Below are 21,154 nucleotides of genomic sequence, written 5' to 3'. Positions count from 1 at the left end.
AAGGCAGTATCATCCACTTTATGAACATTATCATTCTCAAAGAAAGTGAGCTGAAAGAAGGCAGAGCGGAAGTTTCGGGCAGACAGCATAAACACCTGAAAGAAACGCTCAAAAAAACTGACGGAGATGAAGTTAAAGCAGGGGTTCTGGGCGGAAAACTCGGAACGGCACTTGTGGAAAGAATCGGCAAAGAGTGTGCTGTTCTTCGCTTCACACCGGATACTGATCCTCCGGTTCCCCTGAAAGTAAACCTCGCCCTCGCTCTGCCCCGCCCGAAGGTTTTAAGAAGAGTTCTCTACGCCGTAACATGTCTGGGTGTTAAGAATATCCATATATTTAATTCGTGGCGTGTGGAAAAAAGCTACTGGTCAAGCCCTCTGCTCAATGAACTGGATGACTACCTTATTCCTGCTCTGGAACAGTCGAAAGATACAATTCTTCCCAAAATAACCTTTCATCGTTTTTTTACGCCTTTTGTGAAAGAAATTTTACCTGAAATCAGCAAAAATACACTGCGAATAGCTGCTCACCCTACGGGCTCCGGATTATCAGTAAAACCATCAGAGCCTGTTACTCTTGCCATAGGTGCTGAAGGCGGTTTTATCCAGAAAGAGCTTGATACTCTGGAAGATTCCGGTTTCAGCTTTTTTTCCGTGGGTGAAAGAGTGCTTAATGTGGAAACAGCAGTGCCGTATATCCTCGGCAGGCTTTTCTGAAATTGTTCAGGGGCAATTTTTTTCAATCATTTTTTGTTTTTTGAGAGTATAATTCAGTTCATGAAAGCAGGAGTGAACGCAGTTTACTGGCATAAAGATTTTATGAAAGGGTTTGAAGCATGCCGGGTTACGGAGAGCATGCATGCTTTTCCCAAGCATGTGCATGATGATATGTATTCCATCGGGCTGATGCACAAAGGCGGATGCTACTGCGTGAGCAATTCTGACTCCGACACTGTTGTAATGCCTGATCAAACTTTTTTTATAAATCCCTCGCAGGTTCATTCCGGTATTCCCGTCCGGAGAGGACGTGCCACATACACCATGCTCTATTTCAAAAATGACCTCATGGCAAAGCTTGCCGGAGATATCCTTGAGCGTGAACCTTTTTATCCCGAATTTGCTGAAATGGTTGTTGATTCAGAAAGTGTACATAAAACTTTTATGAATCTTTATAACGCTCTGATTTATTCGGAAGAGAGCATGGAGCTTGAAGCAGCGGTTACGGAGGGTCTTTCCGGCGTGCTGAACGGATGCGGTAAAATGCGCAAAGGCACCGACCGTAAGCTTGTCCGCAGGGCAAAGGAATTTCTAAGCGGTGATCTCTCCTGCAAGGTGACTCTGGAGGATATGGCTGAAGAACTCGGTGTCAGCAGATATTACCTTCTACGCACGTTCCGTAAGGAGGTTGGGGTTCCGCCCCATGTTTACCGCACAGGCAAGCGCATTGAGCTGGCTAAGACACTTCTTCGGCAGGGGACGCCCTTTGCTGATGCTGCGCTGGAGACAGGCTTTGCCGACCAGAGCCATTTTTCCAATAAATTCAGACAGTTTACAGGCTCGACCCCGGCACAGTATGCTGACTCCTGCTCCGGGTCAATTTCTTTCAATACTCCTACCTGAAAATATTCTATAGTCTGTCTATCAACCGGAGGAATAATTATGACCGAACGTCACTCCGCACTTCTGCCTTTCATGGCGGTTGTATTTGCGGTTGTTTTCTGGGCAGGCTCATTTACTGCCACTCGTATCGCTTTGGCAGAGCTTTCACCCTCAACAATAGTCTGGATAAGGATGGCTTCGGGATTCATCCTGCTTTTGCCTTTTTGCTTCAGACTTTTTCCTAAAAATATTACACAGGTGGAGATTCTTCTTCTGGGTATTATGGCTCTTTTCCAGCCGTGCCTTTATTTTCTTCTGGAAGCAAACGCACTGCGCTTTACCACTGCTTCGCAGGCGGGGGTGATTTCTTCCACTGTTCCCATGTTTGTTGCTGTTCTTTCAGCGATGTTTCTCGGTGAAAAAACAGGCAGAACAGCCATGTTCGGGCTTGCTGTTTCTGTTTTGGGGGTGGCTTGGCTTACTTTCGGCAGCGGAGCGGATGACAAAGCCTCAAATCCTGCATTGGGCAATATTATGGAACTGGGCGCTATGGTCTGCGCAGCGGGATACATGGTGCTTACCCGCAGCCTGTCAGCACGGTTCAATCCGTGGGTGCTGACTTTTATTCAGGTCGGAGCAGGGCTTATATTTTTTTCAGGCGGAGCGGCAGATGCTTTCAGCACAGAATGGAGCCCAAAAGTAACAGCGGCTGTTATTTACCTCGGCGTGTTTGTTACGGTTGGTGCATTTGGGCTGTATAACTGGGGAATAAGCAAGATACCCGCAACCCGTGCGGCTGTGTTTATAAACCTTGTGCCTGTTTTTGCTGTCTTCATGGGGTGGGGAATACTGGGCGAGTCTCTCGGAGTGTCTCAGCTTGCCGGTTCCGCTGTCATCGCCGCAGGAGTATTCCTTGCTCAGAAAAAATGAACCGGTTACATCATATCAGCAAAACTTATATCCACCGCCAGCACCCCCGTTACGTTCCCTGAATTGTCTTTAACCGGGGCTGCAACTGTGAAGCAGAAGTTGTCTGTTGCAACTGACCTGTATATATCGGTTACATAAACATCCCCTGTTTCCTTGGGCTTTCTGAACCAGTCTCTTGTTGACCAGTCGGAGCCCACAGAAAGGCTGTCGTTTGATCCCCTGACGTTTCTGTTCCATATGTTGGGTGTTATCTGCCTGCCTCTCGCATCTGTCATGTAGGCAAGTTCTATGTAGCTGTTGCGCTTTATAAACTGGTTCATGTAGCTTTCTATGCTTGATGAGTTCATCGAAGTCACTTCTTTGCTTTTTGCAGCTTCCAGAGCTGCTTTTTCAGCCTTTTCGTGGGAACCTGTGCGGAAGACTCCTATGGATATGAGAAGATCGTCACATCCGCCGTTTATTTTATCCACAATGCCGTTGAGCTGGCTTGCAAGGGCAGACTGCTCTTCAGCGGCAGACGCTATGCCGTCTATTTCACCTACGACAGATTTAACGGTAACATCCTGTTCCTGTCCTGCGGCGGCTATAGTGTTGAGGTGCTTATCAAGCTCGTCCATGTGGTTTGCAACCTCAGCAAGAACCTCAACAGCCTCTTCGCTTATTTCTGCGGATTTTTCCACGGAAGAGAGGACTTTGCCCACGGAACCCATAGATGTCTCTATGCTGCTTTTTATGCTGTAGAGAATATTTTCAACCCCGCTTGTTGCTTCCATCGACTGTTCTGCAAGCTTTCTCACTTCGGTGGCGACCACTGCGAAGCCTCTTCCCGCCTCACCTGCTCTGGCGGCTTCTATGGATGCATTCAGTGAGAGAAGGTTTGTCTGGTCTGCTATCTTTTTTATCATCTCCATGATTGAGCCTATTTTTCCGGATTGCTCAGAAAGAGCCTCCATCTGGTTTTTCAAACCTGTAACCATCTCCCTCACCTCAAGCATGGAGGATTCGGAAAGCCTGCTTTTCTCCATGGCTATTCCGGCAGATTTTGTTATCTGTGATGAAAACTGTGTTGCCTCAAGGGTGCTTCCCGTTACGTGTTCAACGGAAACAGCCATCTGTTTGCCCGCTGCTGCGATCTGCACAGCTTTTTCAGCCTGAATTTTAGACTGCTCCTCAAGGGATTTCGCTGCCTGATCAAGTTCCGGAGCTATCTGTGAAAGAGTGACAGATGATTTGGATATGGATTCGATTGTTTTCTTGAGTGAGTCGAATACCTTATTTAAAACGTTCCCTATACTTACTGCTAACCCGCCTTTTAAGGACTCAAACCTGCCGTTTAGATCCCATTTGCCTGAAGCCATTCTTTCCAGCGGTTTCAGCAGTTTATTATCCAGCCCTGACGAAAATTTAAACATAATAATCACCTCTTTATGCTTCCCCTCGCAAGATGCGTACCAGTTTTATAAATATTATGCAGGTACTCTGGACAGAGGAAAAATACCTGTTCCCTGCATATACTGAGAAGATAAGTAAGTCTCTGTGGTTAAAAATGAATCTATCACTGTTTAATTTGTGAGCAGACAAAAATGGTGTTGATTACAATAAAGAGGCTTCGCTTATCCTTATATTTCTAAAGATATTAAATAATAATGAACTTAGTTAGTTATTATTAAATTTATTGACACTGACTAATATTATTGCTATCCAGTTTTTAACATTGGCTTAGATATAGAAATCCTTTTAGAGATTCGTTTTTAATCAGTCAGCATGTTTTGAAGTTTGTAAGCATGTATCTTTATTACAAGAGGAACAATATGACTAAAAGTATAAGGGAAAAATCCGGCGGATTTGAAACCGCCTCCCGCATCATTCTGGGTATTGTCGGCGGTTATGCTTTATCGGCAATGATTACCGCACTGCTGATCCGTGTTATGCCTTTTGCCCCTGTTCAGGCGGAAAAGGCAGCAAATATGGTTTTCTTTATCATTTACACTTGTGCGCTGATATGGGTTTTTTCAAATGCGAAAACAAAAACAGTGTGGATTGTGATGTCTGTTATGCTTGCTCTCACGGCGGCAATGCTGTTGTTGGGAGGTGCATGATGAAGGATACTTTTCGTAAATCCATAAGCAGCCTTCATACATGGAGCGGACTTCTTGCCGGATGGCTGCTGTTTGCGATATTCTTTACCGGTACTTATTCATATTTTAAAGATGAAATCACCTATTGGATGAACCCTGAAACCCATAAAGCAGCGCCGGAAGCCGCTGACAGGGCAGCTCAGACTGAAATGGCAATAAGGTATCTTGAATCCAGCCTGCCCGATGCGGCAGAGTGGGGCATCACTTTCGCAAATAAACGCACCCCTGTTTTACAGGTGGGGCACAGGGAAAGACTGCCTATGGATATGAAAGTGCAGGATTATGTCCGCACTGCTATGCCTATGACATATCTTGACCCTGTGACAGGTGAGCATTTTAATCCTAGAGATACAGAGGGCGGAAACTTTCTCTACCGTTTTCATATTGAGCTTTACGGACTTGACAGAGCAACAGGCAGGGCAATAGTAGGCACTGCAACGATGTTTATGTTTATTGCCATAATAAGCGGTGTGATTATTCACAAGCGCATCTTTGCTGATTTCTTTACATTCCGGCGTAAAAAAGGGCTCAGATCATGGCTTGATGCTCACATTTTCACATCCGTTCTGGCTCTCCCTTATCACCTGATGATCACTTACTCCGGACTGGTGCTGGTCATGATCTATATTCTTCCCTTTACAGCCCAGAAATCGGCTAAAGCTTTTGATGATCACATAGCAATGCACATGCGTCAGGAGCAGATACCTCTGCCTGCGGAGAAGATTCCCCTGCCTGATATAAAAGCAATACTCGCAGATGCTGAACAGAGGCTCGGCAGAGAGGCGGGAAGTATAAGCATAAGCAATCCGTATTCAAAAAATACGCTTGTTACAGTCAGCCCCGGAACAGGGATGGATATTGTCAACGGATTCAAAGGAACAGGAAGTTCTCAGAGGCTGACTTATAAAGGTCCGAAAGGCAGATTTATGGGGATGATGAACATGCAGGCATCGGACGGCGCAGCTAAAATCTCCGGTGTGCTTACGTCACTTCATCTGGCACGCTTCGCTGATACTTTTCTCCGCTGGCTGTTCTTTGTTTCCGGCGCACTTGGGACAGTTATGATAGGAACAGGGCTTATAATATGGGTGAACAAGAAATCATCCGTGATTAATAAATCCTTCGGAAGAAAGCTTGTGGAGATCCTTAATGTGGGTGGAATAACAGGGCTTGTTGCCGCTACAGGGGTTCATTTCTGGGCTAACAGGCTTCTCCCTGTGGAGATTGCGGCAAGGGCACAGTGGGAAATTTATATATTCTTTGCCGCATGGCTCATTTTCTTTCTGCATCCTTTGATCCGCACTCCGAAAAACGCATGGAAGGAACAGCTTTTTCTTGCCGGCGGACTTTACTGCCTTATGCCTGTATTGAACGCTTTCACGTCTGATGTAAACTTTTTCAGTGCGCTTGCTGGGGGGAATTCGATTATTATGGCTTTTGATCTCACTGTGTTCGGCTTGGGAATTATTTTCGGATATGCCGGATGGAAACTGCACGAAAAACAAAATATGCCCGAAAATGCTTTTTCCACCGCAGCAGCGGGAAGGGGTAATTAATTATGAATATTCTCCTTTCGGTTCTAATGGTTCTCATTGGTTTTTTCCTTGTTTCAATAACCATGGAAAGGCATTCCAAAGGTTTTTCTATGACCAATAAATACCTTTTCAGAATCCTTGGCTGGATAATTCTGTTTATTGCTCTGTTCCCTTGTATAAAGGAATGGAACACGGCAATTGGCATAGCGGCCTGGCTCGGCATAATGAGCCTGACAGGCAGTATTTTTGTCATGGTTTTATCTTACCTGCCTGAAAATCAGCTTATCAAGTAATCCGAGGCGGTCATATGATCGCCTTTTCTTTTATTACTAGTGTCTAAATATGATATAAGACTAAATCAGTATTAAACTTTCTTCTTGAACAGGCGCACCGTTAAAGGTAATATTGAGTATAAACATATTCAATATATTTGCCGGAGCTGATTGTATGGTCGAAATATCAATAAAAAAGAAACTCGGTATTTTTATTCTCGGTGCGTCTCTTGTTGTTTTCTTCGGACTTTTTCTTTACACGAAGAACCTTACAAAGGATATTTCTGTGTCTGTTTTCGCCAAGACTGCTGATGACCTCGCTTATTCACTTAAACAAAAACTGGATGCGAAGGATAATGTCGGGCTTACCAATGCCTTGGCAGTCGTTAATGATGAAGCTGTGAAAGAGTCTCTTCTTACCGGAAACAGAGATTTGGCTGTAAACCAGCTTCAGAAGCTGGCAGAAAGCTTTAAAGAAAACACGAAACTGAAAAGAGTTCAGATTCATATACATACCGCTGATACTAAATCTTTTTTGCGGGCATGGAATCCCAAAAAATATGGAGATGATCTAAGTTCTTTCCGATACTCCCTCCTTGAAATCAAGAAAACACAGAAACCTCTTGTGGTTTTTGAGATAGGGGTCGCAGGGCTTTCGCATCGGGCAATAGTTCCTATCTTTAATGATGGCGAATTTATAGGATCCATGGAGTTTATTCAGGGGGTCAATGACGTTGTTGAAGAGCTTGCCTCCAGAGAGATTGATCTGCTTATGCTGATGGATCAGAAGTATCTTGATATAGCGGAAGAGGCACGGGACAATACTAAAATCGGACAGTATGTTGTGGCTCAGAAAACGTATAATAAGGAACTTGCCGAAGCTGTAAAAGATATTGATCCTGCTTCTTTAATCAACGGAGCCTATGCAAATGTAAGCGGTTTCTTTATTACCGCTGTCCCCTCAACCGGTCTTAACGGTATGGAGATAGGCTATTTTCTCCTTGCTGAAAAAGCAGACGCTGTCATGGGTGAAATCAACGAGGCAAATAAAATGATAAGAGTGTTTATGATCGGGGCTCTTATACTCGTTGTAACAATTCTTTCTGTTATGTTTGCAGTTCTTAATATTCTTGTTTTCAGTCGTGTGAAGATTCTTTCAGGAGTGTTTGAGGAAATATCAAAAGGAGAAGGGGATCTCACCCGAAGAGTAAACGGCAGACCCCACGATGAGCTTGGAATCCTCTGTGATCATTTTGATGCTTTTCTGGTGAAGCTCAACGGAATTATTATTGAGATAAAAATGAACGCCGCCGGTGTGGCTTCGGGCAATGCAGAGCTTGCCTCCACAACGGAACAGTTTACAAATACATTTCAGGAGCAGGCGGCACAGGTTACAAACGTTGCTGCCGCTGTTGAGGAGATGAGCGCTTCCGCCGGAGAAATAAGCTCAAGCCTCACTGACGGCATAGGCTTTTCCGAGACAGCTTCAAAAACTGTGGAAAACGGACGCAGACAGCTTACCGGTGCAGTTGAAAGGATCGAAGGCATCCGCAGGGAGACAGCCGATCTTGCCGGCTCCATAGAAAAACTCAGCGAGGCATCCTCAAGGATAGGCGATATTATCAGCGTGATTAATGACATAGCAGACCAGACAAACCTTTTGGCTCTTAACGCTGCAATAGAAGCGGCAAGGGCAGGGGAAGCGGGCAGAGGATTTGCCGTTGTTGCCGATGAGGTGCGTAAGCTTGCGGAAAGAACACAGAATGCCACAAAAGAGGTAGGCAGCCTTATATCAGGACTTCAGTCAGAAACAAAAAATGCTTCGGAACACATGGGCAGCGCAGAAAAAACTGTGGATGACGGCGTTGAATCCATCAAAGAAGTTGACGGATATTTTGATCATGTTGTGGAAGCTGTTAATGATATAAGATCTGCGATGGCAATAATAAAAACTGCCGTGGAAGAACAGGTCAGGGCAATTGAAGGAACAAACGATAATATTCAGGTTATTTCAGCCGGTGTAGAGGAAAGCTCTTCAGGAATGGTCGAAGTAAGCCGTACTGTCTCTGATTTGCAGAAGCTTGCCGAAGCTCTTGATAGCCTAGTGCGAAAGTTTAAAACCGAATAAAAGTCAAAAGCCGCTTTCCTTTAAAGGAACAGCGGCTTTTTTTTAGGTATTTTATTCATATCTTGATCTGAGAAAGATATTAATTTAATATAAAATGTTTTGTTGTGCGTTTCTGTAAGTCGGTATGAAACACACACTTAAGTGTCGGGTAAATCTTTAATAATTATTGTTTTTTGTATTGGTGAAGGTTTTAGCAAGACGGACGAAAAACGTCCGAATCAGAGCGGGTCAAGGTCTGCCGATTGATGCCAAACCGGGTGTCCTGAAAGAGTGTGTGTAGATAAAAAAACTCAGGATGTAGTTTTTTTTATTATAAATTCGGGAGGCACAGGGAAGTACGGGCGTTGCGGGTAGCAAATGTCTGCTGTGCAAAGAGTGTGTGTAGATAAAAAACTCAGGTTGTTGTTTTTTTTATTATAAATTCGGGAGGCACAGGGAAGTACGGGCGTTGCGGGTAGCGAATGTCTGCTGTGCAGAGAGTGTGTGTAGATAAAAAACTCAGGATGTAGTTTTTTTTATTATAAATTTCGGGAGGCACAGGGAAGTACGGGCGTTGCGGGTAGCGAATGTCTGCTGTGCAGAGAGTGTGTGTAGATAAAAAAACTCAGGATGTAGTTTTTTTTATTATAAATTCGGGAGGCACAGGGAAGTACCGACGCCGTGCGTAGCGAATGTCTGCTGTGCAGAGAGTGTGTGTATATAAAAAAACTTAGGTTGTAGTTTTTTTTATTATAAATTCGGGAGGCACAGGGAAGTGCCGACGCCGTGCGTAGCGAAGGTCTGTTTTACAGACCGCGAGCGTGTATAAAAAAAACACAGGATGTAGTTTTTTTTATTATAAATTAAGGAGGTTTTATGGAGAATTTTTCGGGAGTAAAGAAGACGATTCTCGGTCTTCAGATGCTTTTCGTGGCATTCGGGGCACTGGTTCTTGTTCCGCTGCTTACGGGGCTTGATCCATCGATTGCGCTGTTTACCGCAGGAGCCGGAACTCTGCTTTTTCAGGTTATTACTAAGGGTAAAGTACCTGTTTTTCTTGCAAGTTCATTCGCATTCATCGCACCTATTCAATATGGAATGCAGAATTTCGGTGTTGCCAAAACTTTGGGCGGTCTCACATGTGCGGGGTTTTCGTACATTCTGTTCAGCTTTCTTGTAAAGCAGGGTGGAATCAAGGCGATAGAAAGATACCTGCCTCCCATCGTGACAGGTCCCGTTATTATGGTTATCGGTCTTAACCTTGCTCCCGTTGCCGTGGGTATGACAAAACACTTCGGCGATGGTCAGTACAATGTTCAGGCTGTTATTCTCTCCGGTATAACCCTCCTTACTGCAATAATAGTTGTTACATTCGGCAAAAAGATTTTCAGCCTTATTCCAATTCTCACTGCAATCTGTGTGGGCTATATTGCTGCTCTTATTATGGGGCATGTAAGCTTTGAACCCATAAGGCAGGCGGCATGGCTTTCTATTCCGTGGATTGAAGCTTCAAGAAACGGTTCTTTCGCTTTTCCTCAGTTTGATCTGGAAGCGATTATATTCATTCTCCCCGTTGCCATTGCTCCGGCTATTGAGCATGTCGGCGATGTTCTGGCGATAAGCTCAACCACCGGAAAAGATTATCTCAAAGACCCCGGACTCCACAGAACCCTCCTCGGTGACGGTCTTGCCACAAGCTTCGCAAGCGTTCTCGGCGGTCCCCCAAACACCACATACTCCGAAGTTACAGGCGCAGTTGCCCTTACCAAGGCGTTTGACCCCATGTATATGCGTATTGCGGCTGTTTTTGCTATATGCCTTGCTTTCTTCGGCAAGCTCGGTGCTGTTCTTAAAACAATTCCCGTTCCCGTAATGGGCGGTATTATGTTCCTGCTTTTCGGAATGATAGCCGGAATAGGCATCAACTCCCTTGTTAAGAGCAGAGTAGACATGTCAAAACCCAGAAACCTGATTATCTCTTCTGTTATTCTTGTGTGCGGAATAGGCGGAGTCAATCTTTCCATGTGGAAAGTAACTCTCGGCGGTATAGGTCTCGCAGGTATAATCGGCGTTGTTCTTAACCTTATTCTTCCTGAGGATAACTAATGAGCAAATTTAAAAACCTTACGGTAATCAGCCACCCGCTGATTCAGCACAAGCTTCGTTATATCAGGGACAAGAAAACCTCAAAGCGTGATTTTAAGGAACTTGTGGACGAAGTTGCAATGCTCATGGCTTATGAGATAACAAAGGATTTTCCCCTGAGGAAGGTCAGGATCAAGACTCCTATCTGCGAAATGGAGGCTCATGAGGTTTCCGGCAAGAAAGTTGTTCTTGTGCCTATACTCCGTGCCGGACTGGGCATGGTTGAAGGTGTACTGAAGCTTATGCCTTCTGCCCGTGTGGGGCACATAGGGCTTTACAGGGATCATGAAACTCTTCAGCCTGTTCAGTATTATTTCAAAGTACCGCAGAACTGTGAGAAGAGAGAATTTATACTCATTGACCCGATGCTTGCCACAGGCGGTTCCGCTATTGCTGCGGCGCAGATGCTTAAGGACAAGGGTGCGGAATCCATCAAATTCATGAGCCTTATAGCTGCTCCTGAAGGTGTGGAGGCGTTCTGTACTGCTCATCCGGATATAAAGGTTTATACTGCCTCACTTGATGAAAAGCTGAATGAACTGGGCTATATTGTTCCCGGTCTCGGCGATGCAGGCGACAGGCTTTTCGGAACAAAGTAAGATTATAAATGTATAAAACTCTTCTGGTGTATGGTCATCCCAGTCCTGAGGGCTCAACGGTTAATAAGATTATTAGCTCTGAGCTTGAAAAAACGGCAGGGGTGACCGTGCGCTGCCTGAATGACAGTTCCGCCGGCGGATGCTTTGATGTCAAAGCAGAGCAGGATGCCCTTACGGATGCCGATATAATAGTTTTCCAGTTTCCTCTTCAATGGTTTAATATGCCTTGGATATTTAAGAAGTGGCTTTCTGATGTTTTTACGGACGGCTTTGCCTTCGGTGAAGCCGGAGACAGACTGCAAGGCAAAGTTCTCATAGCTTCTGCAACAATGGGGGGCAAGGTTGATGACTCCGCATCAAAGCCTGTGTTCAAGCTTCTGGATGATATAAAGGAGTTTGCCGAATACACCGGAATGAACTTCGCTGAGCCAGTGGTAAGCGGCGGTTATCTTTTTGTTCCGTTTCTGGCGGGTGATAAGGACGATATAAAGCTCCGTGCGGCTGAACATGCCCGTATCCTGAAAGAACGCATCACCGAATTATCCCGTCCCTGACAGAGGAAAGAGCCTTACTCTCAAACCTTTGCCGACAGCGCATTTTTTCCATTATAATATTCTTATGGAAGGTTAAATGAGCGGAATAAAAAATATCCTCGAAATATTAAGTGTTTTTCTGCGTCTTGGTCTCACCTCGTTTGGCGGTCCCGTGGCTCATCTAAGCTATTTTCATGACGAGTTTGTGATGAGAAGGAAATGGATGAGCGAACAGGAGTATGCGGATCTTGCTGCGCTGTGCCAGTTTCTTCCCGGTCCGGCAAGCAGTCAGGTTGGGTTTGCTGTTGGTTTAAAGCGTGGCGGAAAAGCTGGTGGTTTTGCCGCATGGCTTGGTTTCACGATGCCTTCCGCACTCTTCATGATCGCCTTTGCCTATGGACTGGATTTTTTCGGAGATTCACTTGATTCCGGCTGGCTGAAGGGGCTTAAGGTTGCCGCTGCGGCTGTGGTGGCTCATGCTGTGTGGAGTATGGCTGTTAAGCTTTGTCCCGACAGGCTGCGGGCGGTAATCGCTGTTACTGCCGCATGCGCTGTAATATACGTGTCATCCGGTTTTATGCAGATAGGCGTAATAATAACCGGAGGTGCGGCAGGGTATTTTCTTATAAACGCAGATTCAGCAGGGCGAAGTGCCGGAGGGAAATTCCGTGTCAGAGAGGGGGCGGTTTATCTGGCGTTATTTTTTGCCCTTCTTATAGCACTGCCCATAGCAGCATCAGTGACAGACATTCAGTCCGTTAAGCTTGCCGACAGCTTTTACAGAGCCGGCTCGCTTGTGTTCGGAGGAGGGCATGTGGTGCTCCCTTTGCTTCAGGCTGAGGTAACATCGGGAAACTGGCTGGATGCGGATAAGTTTATGGCAGGTTACGGAGCAGTACAGGCAGTGCCCGGTCCTCTCTTCACATTTGCTGCTTATCTTGGCGCAGTCTCCGGTGTTCAGCCTAACGGACTCACAGGGGGAATGCTTGCTCTTATATTTATATTTCTTCCGTCTGTTCTGCTTGTTATGGGAGTTTTGCCTTTCTGGGAAAGTCTGAGGACTCTTCCTTCCGCTCAGAAAGTTCTGGCAGGAACAAATGCCGCCGTGGTGGGACTTCTGCTTGGAGCGTTTTATGACCCTGTTTTTATCGAAGGCATAACTGGACACAGGGAAATGGTAATCGGGCTCATTGGGTTCGGACTGCTCCAGTTTATGAAAGCACCGTCATGGTCAGTGGTTATTTTTTCTGCTGTTTCGGGAGTGATACTGCTTTGATTACTTTATGCCGCTGATCAGGCTGAATACCGGACTTAGAAGTGCTATGAATATAATAAGCATGAAGAGCCCCACAAAGCCTATTACCGCAGGCTCAAGCACTTTTGATATATTTTTTGCAGTGCGCTCAGCTTTTTCCAGATAATGTTCTGCGGCGGTTTCAAGCTGTTCTGTGAGGTGCCCCGTCTGTTCGCCAATATTCACCATACGCACCAGAAGGGGCGGGAAAAGCTTCTCCTTCGCCATTGAAGCAGAAAAAGAAGCACCGCCGTTCACAGATTCCATTATCCCTTTTACAGCATTGCTGAAAACCATGTTGCCAAAGCTGTTTCCCATAACTGAAAGCGCACGGTACAGCGGAAGCCCCGCTCCGGTCATGAGCCTGATATATTCGGAGAAAAAAGCGAGATTAAACATAAATACAATACTGCCTGCAACTGGCAGTTTAAGGATTATTCTGTCTGTTCTGAGGCGGAAAGCCGAATCTATTTTGCGGATATACAGCATCAAAACTGCCGGAGCCGTAAGGAGAAGAAGCAGGAACATTCCGTAAACGCCGAGAAAATCAGATATACCCAGAACAGCAACAGTCACAGGGGGAAGCTCTGCCTCAAACACCCTGAAGGTGTCAGCCATCTGGGGCATTACATAAACAAGCCAGAAGACCAGTGCCGCAAGCAGTGAAAAGAAAGCAAAAGCGGGATAAATAAGAGCCTGACGTATTCCTGATTTCAGATCTGTCATCCGTTGGACGTGAGCAGAAGCATCTTTCAGTGTGCGGTCGAGCCTGCCTGTCTCCTCTCCGATGCGGATCAGGCTCAGGACAGTTTCGCCGAAAGCACCGCCGCAGGATGCACAGGCGGATGAGAAGGAATCACCGGATGAAAGCCGGAATGAAACCCTGTTCAGTATGCTTTTGACAGCAGGGTTGTCTGTGTCTTCCGTCAGCTCCTGCAAGCCTGTGGACAGTGGAATTCCTGATTTTATGACAAGGTGAAGGCTCTCAAGAATTTCAACCAGTTCCGAAGGGGACAGCTTGTCTTTTTGCAGAAAGAGAGCTTTAACAGCAGTGGTTTCTTTTATTACTAGGGGTTCAAGACGGCAGTGGGAGAGATACGCCGCAAGCTCCTGAGGGTCACGGGCGTTGACTGTCAGCCTTATTTTTTTGCCGTATGTATCGAATGCCCGCACGGAAAATATCATTTTACTGCCACTCTGCGGATTTCATCCAAGGTTGTTATGCCCTTTGCCGCCTTGAGAAACCCATCATCGATCATAGTAAGCATCCCCTTGCTGACAGCGTTTGCATGTATCTCATTGGGGGTTGCGCCTTTTATTATCATATCCTGAATTTCCTCATCGGTTTCGAGAAATTCGGATATTACAGTTCTGCCCGCATACCCTGTGCCGCCGCATAAGGGGCATCCCTTGGCTTCAGGCAGGAATATTTCAGAGTTCATGCCGTGTTTTGCCGCTGTTTCAGGGTCTATACCGTATGAGGCGAGGAGCTCTGCATCTGCCTTGCGCTGTTCGGCACAGAAGCGGCAGACTTTGCGGACAAGCCTCTGTGCCATTATTCCCGAAACTCCTGATGCGATGAGGTAGTCCTTGATTTTCAGATCCATAAGGCGGGGTATGGCTGTCACTGCATCGTTAGTGTGCATCGTGGAGAGGACAAGGTGCCCGGTGATGGCCGCCCTCATGGCTATTTCCGCCGTTTCCTCATCACGCATCTCGCCGAGAAGAATCACGTCCGGATCCTGCCGCAGAAAGGCACGCATTGCGGAGGAGAATTTATAACCGGATTTTTCGTTTACCTGTGTCTGTTTAATAAATGGAAATCTGTATTCTATGGGGTCTTCCACTGTGAGAACACGCCGTTTGAGAGCGTTTATGCGCCGCAGTGCAGAGTAAAGAGTTGTGGTTTTGCCTGAACCAGTGGGACCGGTGACGAGAAATATGCCGTGGGGTTTTGCGAAGCACCTTTCAAGCTTTTGCCTCACAGCTTCATCAAACCCTAGGTTTTCAAGGCTGAACATCGAAAGGTTTTTGGCAAGAAGTCTTAACACTGCATTTTCGCCGTAGGCTGTGGGTATGGTGGATATTCTGATGTCGTACTCCTCACCGAAAAGCTGAACAGACATTGAGCCGTCCTGAGGTAGTCTCTGTTCCGCTATATCCAGATGTGACAGTATCTTAATGCGGGAAATGAGAGAAGCATGAACAGATGAGGGAACGGCAAAAGAATGGCGCATTATACCGTCTGTGCGGAGAAAGATGTGCGCCCCAAGGGATTCGGGGGAAATATGTATATCTGTTGCACGTTCGGTGACGGCGTATTTTATTATTTTATCCAGAAGATCAGGGGTATCCACCTTAACCGCAGAAACCAGACGGGCTATTTCATCCTTCACAGGTTTTTCTATGAGATAGAAGCTTATTTCTATGCTGCGGAGTATGCTTTCCCTGTCCGTCACATGGATTTCTGCCCTGAGCCCTGTTCTCCTGCGGACGGTGTCTGCTATGCCCACGTCAAACGGATCGGAGGCTGCTATGCGGATTGTTTCGCCCGATTTATTCAGGGGGATAAAGCACATTGTTTTGAGAGTATTTATATCAAAAAGCTTTAAAAGTTCTGTGTCAGGCTTGATTTCCGTTATGTCTATAAAGTCTCTTTTTGCCTGTTTCGCCACAGCTTTGGAGGTTTCTGCAGCAGAAACAAACGCAAGGGAAATAAGGATGTCGCCCAGCATGCCGGAATGCACACGCTGAACATCCAGAGCGACTTTCAGCTGTTCAGGTGTCAGGTAGCCCATTTCTATCAGTAGTTGTCCGAGCTGTTTTTCGTGCATAAAATCCCCCGCCTAAGGCATTCACTATAGCCCATTGAACGGGGCAGATCAAACAATTACGGTAAAAGTACCCGTTGATTTATGTACCGAATAATTGTAACCTTTTTGCTGATATTCAACCACCATTTCGGAGGCGGCATGAGATTAAGCAAATATTTTATCCCTACACTGAGAGAAGTTCCGGCTGAAGCGGAAGTTGTGAGCCATAAGGCTATGCTCAGAGCGGGGATGATTAAAAAACTCGCTTCAGGCATATACGATTATCTCCCTCTGGGGCTTAAGGCTATACGCAAAGCGGAAAATATAATAAGAAAAAATATGGATCAGTCCGGCGCAATAGAGCTTCTTATGCCTTCTGTTCAGCCCGCGGAAATGTGGGAGGAATCAGGTCGCTGGAGCTACTACGGCAAGGAGCTTCTTCGTATTAAAGACAGGCACGACAGAAACTTCTGCTTCGGTCCCACCCATGAGGAAGTGACCACAGACATAGTGAGAAGCTTCATAACCTCATACAAACAGCTTCCCATAAACCTTTATCAGATACAGACCAAGTTCCGTGACGAAGTCCGCCCCAGATTCGGGCTGATGAGAGGCAGGGAATTCATCATGAAGGATGCTTACTCATTCGATGTGGATGATGCAGGCGCAAACGTGAGCTACGGCAAAATGCGTGATGCTTACTGCCGCATATTCGATGACTGCGGTCTTAAATACACTATGGTTGAGGCCGACTCCGGAGCGATCGGCGGTTCATACTCCCATGAATTCATGGTTCTCGCAGATACCGGTGAGGACACAGTGATCAGCAGCGACAAAGGCGGTTATTCTGCAAACCTTGAAAAAGCCGTGTGCGGTGATAACTGGGACGAGTGGAAAGAAGAGATACTTCCCGCTGAAAAAAAGGAAACTCCAAATACCAGAACAGTTGAAGAGCTTGCGGCTTTTCTTGATGTTCCGGTAATGAAAATTCTCAAGGCTATGATTGTGAATGTGGACGGCAGTTTTTACTGTTTCCTCGTAAGGGGCGACCACGAGCTTAATCTTGCCAAGGTTAAAAACTTTTTCGGCGCTCCCTCAGCCGAACTCGCTTCATATGACGATATAGCTGTACATGCGGAAGGCGCTCCCGCCGGATTCATCGGACCAGCAGGGCTGGAACTTGAAATTTATGCCGATTATGCGGTCCGTGCCATGAAAAATGTCGTCATGGGTGCTAATGTAAAGGATCTTCATATAATAAACGCTAATTTCGGCAGGGACTTTGATGTTAAAACCTTCGGCGATTTCAGAAACGCTGTTGAAGGCGACACCTGCCCCGTTGACGGCGGTAAATATGTTCTCACAAGAGGGATAGAGGTCGGGCATATTTTCAAGCTCGGAACAAAATATTCCGAAAGCATGAACGCTGTTTACCTTGATAAAGAAGGGAAAAGGAATCCTATGATAATGGGCTGCTACGGAATCGGGGTTACAAGGGTTGTCGCTGCGGCCATTGAGCAGAACCATGATGAAAAAGGCATTATCTGGCCCGTTCAGCTTGCACCCTTTCAGGTTGTTATCGTTTCCCTCAACCCTAATGAGCAGGCAGTTGCGGATCTTTCCGAAACAATCTACAAAGAGCTTTCAGGGCTTGGTCTGGATGTTATGTATGACGACAGGGACGAAAGAGCGGGAGTGAAGTTTACCGATGCGGAACTGGTCGGATACCCTGTGCGTGTGGCAATCGGCAAAAAGTCTCTTGCGGAAGGAAAAGTGGAAGTCACTGTCCGTAAAACAGGCGAAACCGAAGCCGTGAAGAAGGAAGACTGCATTTCGGTAGTTATGGAAATGCTGGAAAAGCTGCGCTGAACAAAGGTTATTCTTGCTAAAGAGAAATTTATTATGTAAAACATTTATATATTTATTCTCTCTTAAGCGTTCGGAGGTAAGATGAAGAAACGCTATACCATTATGATATTTGACGAATCCCGTCTGGAAGAGGTGAAGACCAAGAAGCTTAGCCTCTCTGCGATCAAGTTCGTCATGATGCTGGTAGCATTCTACGCCGTTATTTCCTGCACAGGCTTTTTCTTTTTAACCAGCCTCTACTCCGAGCGTCACGATATGCTGGTGTTTAAAAAAGAGAATGAAAAACTTAAGGAAAAAATAGAAGGCTATGCCATGCAGCTTGAGGAGATCGAGAAAAAGATCGCAAGCGTTGACGAGCTTGAGTACAAAGTTCGAAATCTTGCCACCTATGCCAACGGACCTGTTCCACAAAAACAGCTTGCTATAGGCGGTAAAGAGGTCGACATCATACAGGATCTTTCTGCGGTCAGCGAAAGGAAGGAAAAAGAATTTTTTGAAGAACTTAACGAAAACCTTGTTACCCTCGGGCTGGAGCTTGAAAAGAGGGCTGCAAGCCTTTCAGAGCTTTCAGACTTTCTTGAGGAACACAGGCTCATCATGAGTTCAACCCCTTCAATCTGGCCGACTAAAGGCTGGATATCGAGCAGTTTCGGCTACCGAATGTCCCCTTTCACAGGAAGACGTGTTTTCCATGAAGGTCTTGATATTGCTAATAAAATTGGCACCCCTATAAAAGCCGCAGCAAAAGGTGTGGTTATATTCTCCGGCAGAAAAGCAGGCTACGGGAATGTGATCACTGTTGACCATGGCTTCGGCTATGTAACACGCTATGCCCACTGTAATAAACTTTATATGAAAGAGGGTGATAATGTGGACAAAGGTCAGGTGATTGCCGAAGTGGGCAACACCGGACGAAGCACTGGACCTCACCTCCATTACGAGGTTCTGGTAAACGGTGTTCAGGTTAACCCTATGAAGTTTATCATAGGCGAAACTGATTTTGCTGCGACAATTCAATAGTAAAAACTGTTCAAAAAATACTAAGCCCGCTTCTTTAAAAGGCGGGCTTTTTTTGTATTAAATATCAGTGATCCCTTGTTTCAATTAATATTTTTTAGCTTGATTATTCACTTTTAGTTGCGTAAACCGGGAACTGACTTATAATTTAATTATAAGCATGGTTATAAGCGGCGGCGCCGTTCAGACAATTATACTAAAAAAAAGATCGTACGGCACTGGTAGCCGCCGCTTAAAGAATACATAAAGCCGCTTCGGTTTATTACGGAGCGGCTTTTTCTTTTTTGAAAACTTCTTAAGATTGAAGAGGAATATAAAGGTTCGCTTCGGTGCCTTCATGAAGAATGCTTTTAAATACAAGCTTCCCCCTGTGTGCTTCTGCGATCTGTTTACAGATATCCAGTCCCAGACCATATCCTCCTGTTTTTTTACTTCTTGATATATCCGTTCTGTAAAAGGGCTCTGTAATAAATTCCAGCTCATCTTCCGGAATTCCTATGCCTTTATCAGTTACTTTGATTACTGCATATTCCTCATCAAGTCCTATTTCAACTTTCACAGGCTCGTCTGATTCATCTGAATATTTCAATGCGTTATCAATGAGATTTTTCAGCGCATGTTCCATGGCAGGTACATCAATCTGCATTTCAACAGGGGAGTGGTAGGGAATCAGATTGATGCGGACGCTTCTGGATTTGTATGAACGGCAGATATCAGCAACGACACTGTTCAGATCGACAGACTCAAGGCAGAGTACATCATTATTCAGCCTTGCGCTCTCAAGCAGATAATCAATCAGCATATTCATCTGCTTTATATCATCAGCCATATCAACCCGAAGGCTTTCATCATTAACCATCTCGGCGGCTATTCGCAGGCTTGCAAGGGGTGTGCGGAGTTCATGGCTTATTGCAGTCAGAAGTCTTTCTTTATGCTTTATGGAATGGGCAATTTGTGATGTGAGCGAATCAAACATCTTGCATAGATCAGCAAGCTCATCATGCCCTTGTTTGTTTATCTTATGGTCAAAGTTTTCTTTTTTAACTTCTTCTATAGCAGAGGAAAGAAGGCTGACAGGTTTGAGGAAGTGTCTGATGATCATAAAAACACAGCCCATAAGCAGAGAAACAAGCAGAATAATAAACAATCCATATGATCTTAATCTTTTTTGTTCCTCTGTTCCCGGCCAAAACTTGAGGAGGAGCATTGAGTCGCCGTCTACAAGCTTGGCAGCCATGTATTCATCTTCCGAACCTATAAACATGTCGTCGGCAATTTTCTGGTAATGAAGCTGATTATCCGGAAACGGCGCTTTTCTTGCTCCGGTGATCCATGAGATATCAGGGGATATATATTCTATAGTAAGCCCGACTCTCTGCGAGAGGTATTCCGCTTTCTTTCTATCTGGAGGGTGACCTATTTCGCTATGGAGATAGTTCAGGTAAAGAACCTTGTGTTTGTTTACATCTATCTGTGCCCTTTCAGCATAGTGAGAGAAAGTGCAGTAAAAAATCAGGTTCAGCATTACTGCTGAACACACAACAACTAAAAGCAGCTTTGTAAAAAGTGACCCCAGAATTTTTTTAATCATTTAACCTTTCACCGATAAACATATAGCCGCTTCCCCACATTGTTTTGATAAACTGTGGATTTTTCGGATCATCTTTCAGCTTGTTTCTAAGGCGACTCACTGTTACATCTACTATTCTGTTAAATGGATCACAGTCTATGCCTTTGAGTTCATTGAGTATTTTATCTCTGTCAAGTGTCGTAAAAGGATTTCTCACAAAAAGATGCAGAACATCGAACTCACTGGTGGTAAGTTCCAGCTTTTCATTGTCGAGTATCGCTGTAAACTTTGAAGGTTCAACAAGCAGTCTTCCGAAGTCATATGAAAGGTTTTTTCTGTCTCCTGCTGATGCCGGATCGCGCCTTTTTGTTACTGCCTGAATTCTTGCTACAAGCTCTCTGGGCTCAAAAGGTTTGGGCAGATAGTCATCTGCGCCAATTTCAAGCCCGACTATTCTGTCTTCAACATCCCCTCTGGCACTGAGCATTATTATAGGCACTTCAGAAAATTTTCTTATTCTCTTGCATACTTCAAAGCCGTTCATTCCCGGCATCATTATATCAAGAACAACAAGATCGGGGCTGCACTCACCAAATTTCTCAAGTGCCGTAAGGGGTTCATCAAAAGCATCAATCAGAAATGAATATTCTGAAAGGTACTTTCTGAGCATTTTGATCAGCTTAAGATCATCGTCTATGATCATTACTTTTGTCTGCATAATGCAATACCTCAAA

Annotated in this window: 18 protein-coding genes; 13 read left to right on the top strand and 5 right to left on the bottom strand. The window is 45.3% G+C overall.

Annotated features, from left to right (window positions below; all coding sequences use genetic code 11):
* Positions 1-20: 20 nt before the first annotated feature.
* Genes ACYRYY_RS04645 through ACYRYY_RS04635 form a run of 3 tightly spaced genes read left to right on the top strand, consistent with a single transcriptional unit; the run spans position 21 to position 2,528 of the window.
* Positions 21-716 carry a 16S rRNA (uracil(1498)-N(3))-methyltransferase gene (locus ACYRYY_RS04645; protein WP_460214367.1) on the top strand — a complete coding sequence of 232 codons (696 nt, stop codon included), beginning with the start codon at positions 21-23 and terminating at the stop codon, positions 714-716.
* 60 nt (positions 717-776) lie between these two features.
* Complete coding sequence (locus tag ACYRYY_RS04640) at positions 777-1,619, top strand: AraC family transcriptional regulator (RefSeq protein WP_460214366.1); 843 nt, start codon at positions 777-779, stop codon at positions 1,617-1,619.
* 39 nt (positions 1,620-1,658) lie between these two features.
* Positions 1,659-2,528 (top strand): DMT family transporter, encoded by an 870-nt coding sequence (locus ACYRYY_RS04635; protein WP_460214365.1) that lies wholly within the window; start codon positions 1,659-1,661, stop codon positions 2,526-2,528.
* A gap of 5 nt (positions 2,529-2,533) precedes the next feature.
* Here the strand turns inward: ACYRYY_RS04635 and ACYRYY_RS04630 are convergent, their stop codons facing one another.
* On the bottom strand, positions 2,534-3,940 hold the full coding sequence (locus ACYRYY_RS04630; protein ID WP_460214363.1) for a methyl-accepting chemotaxis protein: 1,407 nt from the start codon (positions 3,938-3,940) through the stop codon (positions 2,534-2,536).
* A gap of 399 nt (positions 3,941-4,339) precedes the next feature.
* On the opposite strand from ACYRYY_RS04630, the gene ACYRYY_RS04625 reads away from it, so the two are divergent.
* The 8 genes from ACYRYY_RS04625 to chrA all read left to right on the top strand — a co-directional run bounded on the left by ACYRYY_RS04625 (position 4,340) and on the right by chrA (position 13,133).
* Entirely contained in the window at positions 4,340-4,627 is a 288-nt protein-coding gene (locus ACYRYY_RS04625) for a hypothetical protein (RefSeq protein ID WP_460214362.1), read from the top strand.
* Positions 4,624-6,222, top strand: a complete 1,599-nt coding sequence (locus ACYRYY_RS04620; RefSeq protein ID WP_460214360.1) for a PepSY-associated TM helix domain-containing protein — start codon at positions 4,624-4,626, stop codon at positions 6,220-6,222. The genes ACYRYY_RS04625 and ACYRYY_RS04620 overlap by 4 nt, the downstream gene beginning before the upstream one ends.
* Positions 6,223-6,224: 2 nt before the next feature.
* On the top strand, positions 6,225-6,494 hold the full coding sequence (locus ACYRYY_RS04615) for a DUF3325 domain-containing protein (RefSeq protein ID WP_460214359.1): 270 nt from the start codon (positions 6,225-6,227) through the stop codon (positions 6,492-6,494).
* A 154-nt stretch (positions 6,495-6,648) separates the two neighbouring features.
* Positions 6,649-8,601, top strand: coding sequence for a methyl-accepting chemotaxis protein (locus tag ACYRYY_RS04610; RefSeq protein WP_460214358.1), 1,953 nt, complete (start codon positions 6,649-6,651; stop codon positions 8,599-8,601).
* Positions 8,602-9,456: 855 nt separating this feature from the next.
* The gene (locus ACYRYY_RS04605; protein ID WP_460214357.1) at positions 9,457-10,686 is read left to right on the top strand and encodes a uracil-xanthine permease family protein; all 1,230 of its coding nucleotides are present in this window, start codon (positions 9,457-9,459) and stop codon (positions 10,684-10,686) included.
* Positions 10,686-11,324, top strand: coding sequence for a uracil phosphoribosyltransferase (gene upp / locus ACYRYY_RS04600; protein ID WP_460214356.1), 639 nt, complete (start codon positions 10,686-10,688; stop codon positions 11,322-11,324). Before ACYRYY_RS04605 ends, upp begins: the two co-directional genes overlap by 1 nt.
* Before the next feature lie 8 nt (positions 11,325-11,332).
* Complete coding sequence (locus ACYRYY_RS04595) at positions 11,333-11,878, top strand: NAD(P)H-dependent oxidoreductase (protein WP_460214355.1); 546 nt, start codon at positions 11,333-11,335, stop codon at positions 11,876-11,878.
* 76 nt (positions 11,879-11,954) lie between these two features.
* Entirely contained in the window at positions 11,955-13,133 is a 1,179-nt protein-coding gene (gene chrA, locus ACYRYY_RS04590; RefSeq protein ID WP_460214353.1) for a chromate efflux transporter, read from the top strand.
* Here the strand turns inward: chrA and ACYRYY_RS04585 are convergent, their stop codons facing one another.
* Together ACYRYY_RS04585 and ACYRYY_RS04580 are read right to left on the bottom strand one after the other, a co-directional pair.
* Entirely contained in the window at positions 13,134-14,336 is a 1,203-nt protein-coding gene (locus ACYRYY_RS04585; RefSeq protein ID WP_460214352.1) for a type II secretion system F family protein, read from the bottom strand.
* On the bottom strand, positions 14,333-15,985 hold the full coding sequence (locus ACYRYY_RS04580; RefSeq protein WP_460214351.1) for a GspE/PulE family protein: 1,653 nt from the start codon (positions 15,983-15,985) through the stop codon (positions 14,333-14,335). The genes ACYRYY_RS04585 and ACYRYY_RS04580 overlap by 4 nt, the downstream gene beginning before the upstream one ends.
* 138 nt (positions 15,986-16,123) lie before the next feature.
* Between ACYRYY_RS04580 and ACYRYY_RS04575 the strand changes: the two genes are divergently transcribed.
* Together ACYRYY_RS04575 and ACYRYY_RS04570 are read left to right on the top strand one after the other, a co-directional pair.
* Positions 16,124-17,833, top strand: a complete 1,710-nt coding sequence (locus ACYRYY_RS04575) for a proline--tRNA ligase (protein WP_460214349.1) — start codon at positions 16,124-16,126, stop codon at positions 17,831-17,833.
* Between the two features lie 81 nt (positions 17,834-17,914).
* Complete coding sequence (locus ACYRYY_RS04570) at positions 17,915-18,853, top strand: M23 family metallopeptidase (RefSeq protein WP_460214347.1); 939 nt, start codon at positions 17,915-17,917, stop codon at positions 18,851-18,853.
* A 292-nt stretch (positions 18,854-19,145) separates the two neighbouring features.
* Here ACYRYY_RS04570 and ACYRYY_RS04565 read toward each other — a convergent pair whose 3' ends face one another.
* Entirely contained in the window at positions 19,146-20,441 is a 1,296-nt protein-coding gene (locus tag ACYRYY_RS04565) for a HAMP domain-containing sensor histidine kinase (RefSeq protein ID WP_460214346.1), read from the bottom strand.
* The gene (locus tag ACYRYY_RS04560; RefSeq protein ID WP_460214345.1) at positions 20,434-21,138 is read right to left on the bottom strand and encodes a response regulator transcription factor; all 705 of its coding nucleotides are present in this window, start codon (positions 21,136-21,138) and stop codon (positions 20,434-20,436) included. The genes ACYRYY_RS04565 and ACYRYY_RS04560 overlap by 8 nt, the downstream gene beginning before the upstream one ends.
* Between the last annotated feature and the right edge of the window lie 16 nt (positions 21,139-21,154).

Source organism: Geovibrio sp. ADMFC3, from assembly GCF_054687035.1.
This window is presented reverse-complemented; position numbering and strand designations above follow the sequence as displayed.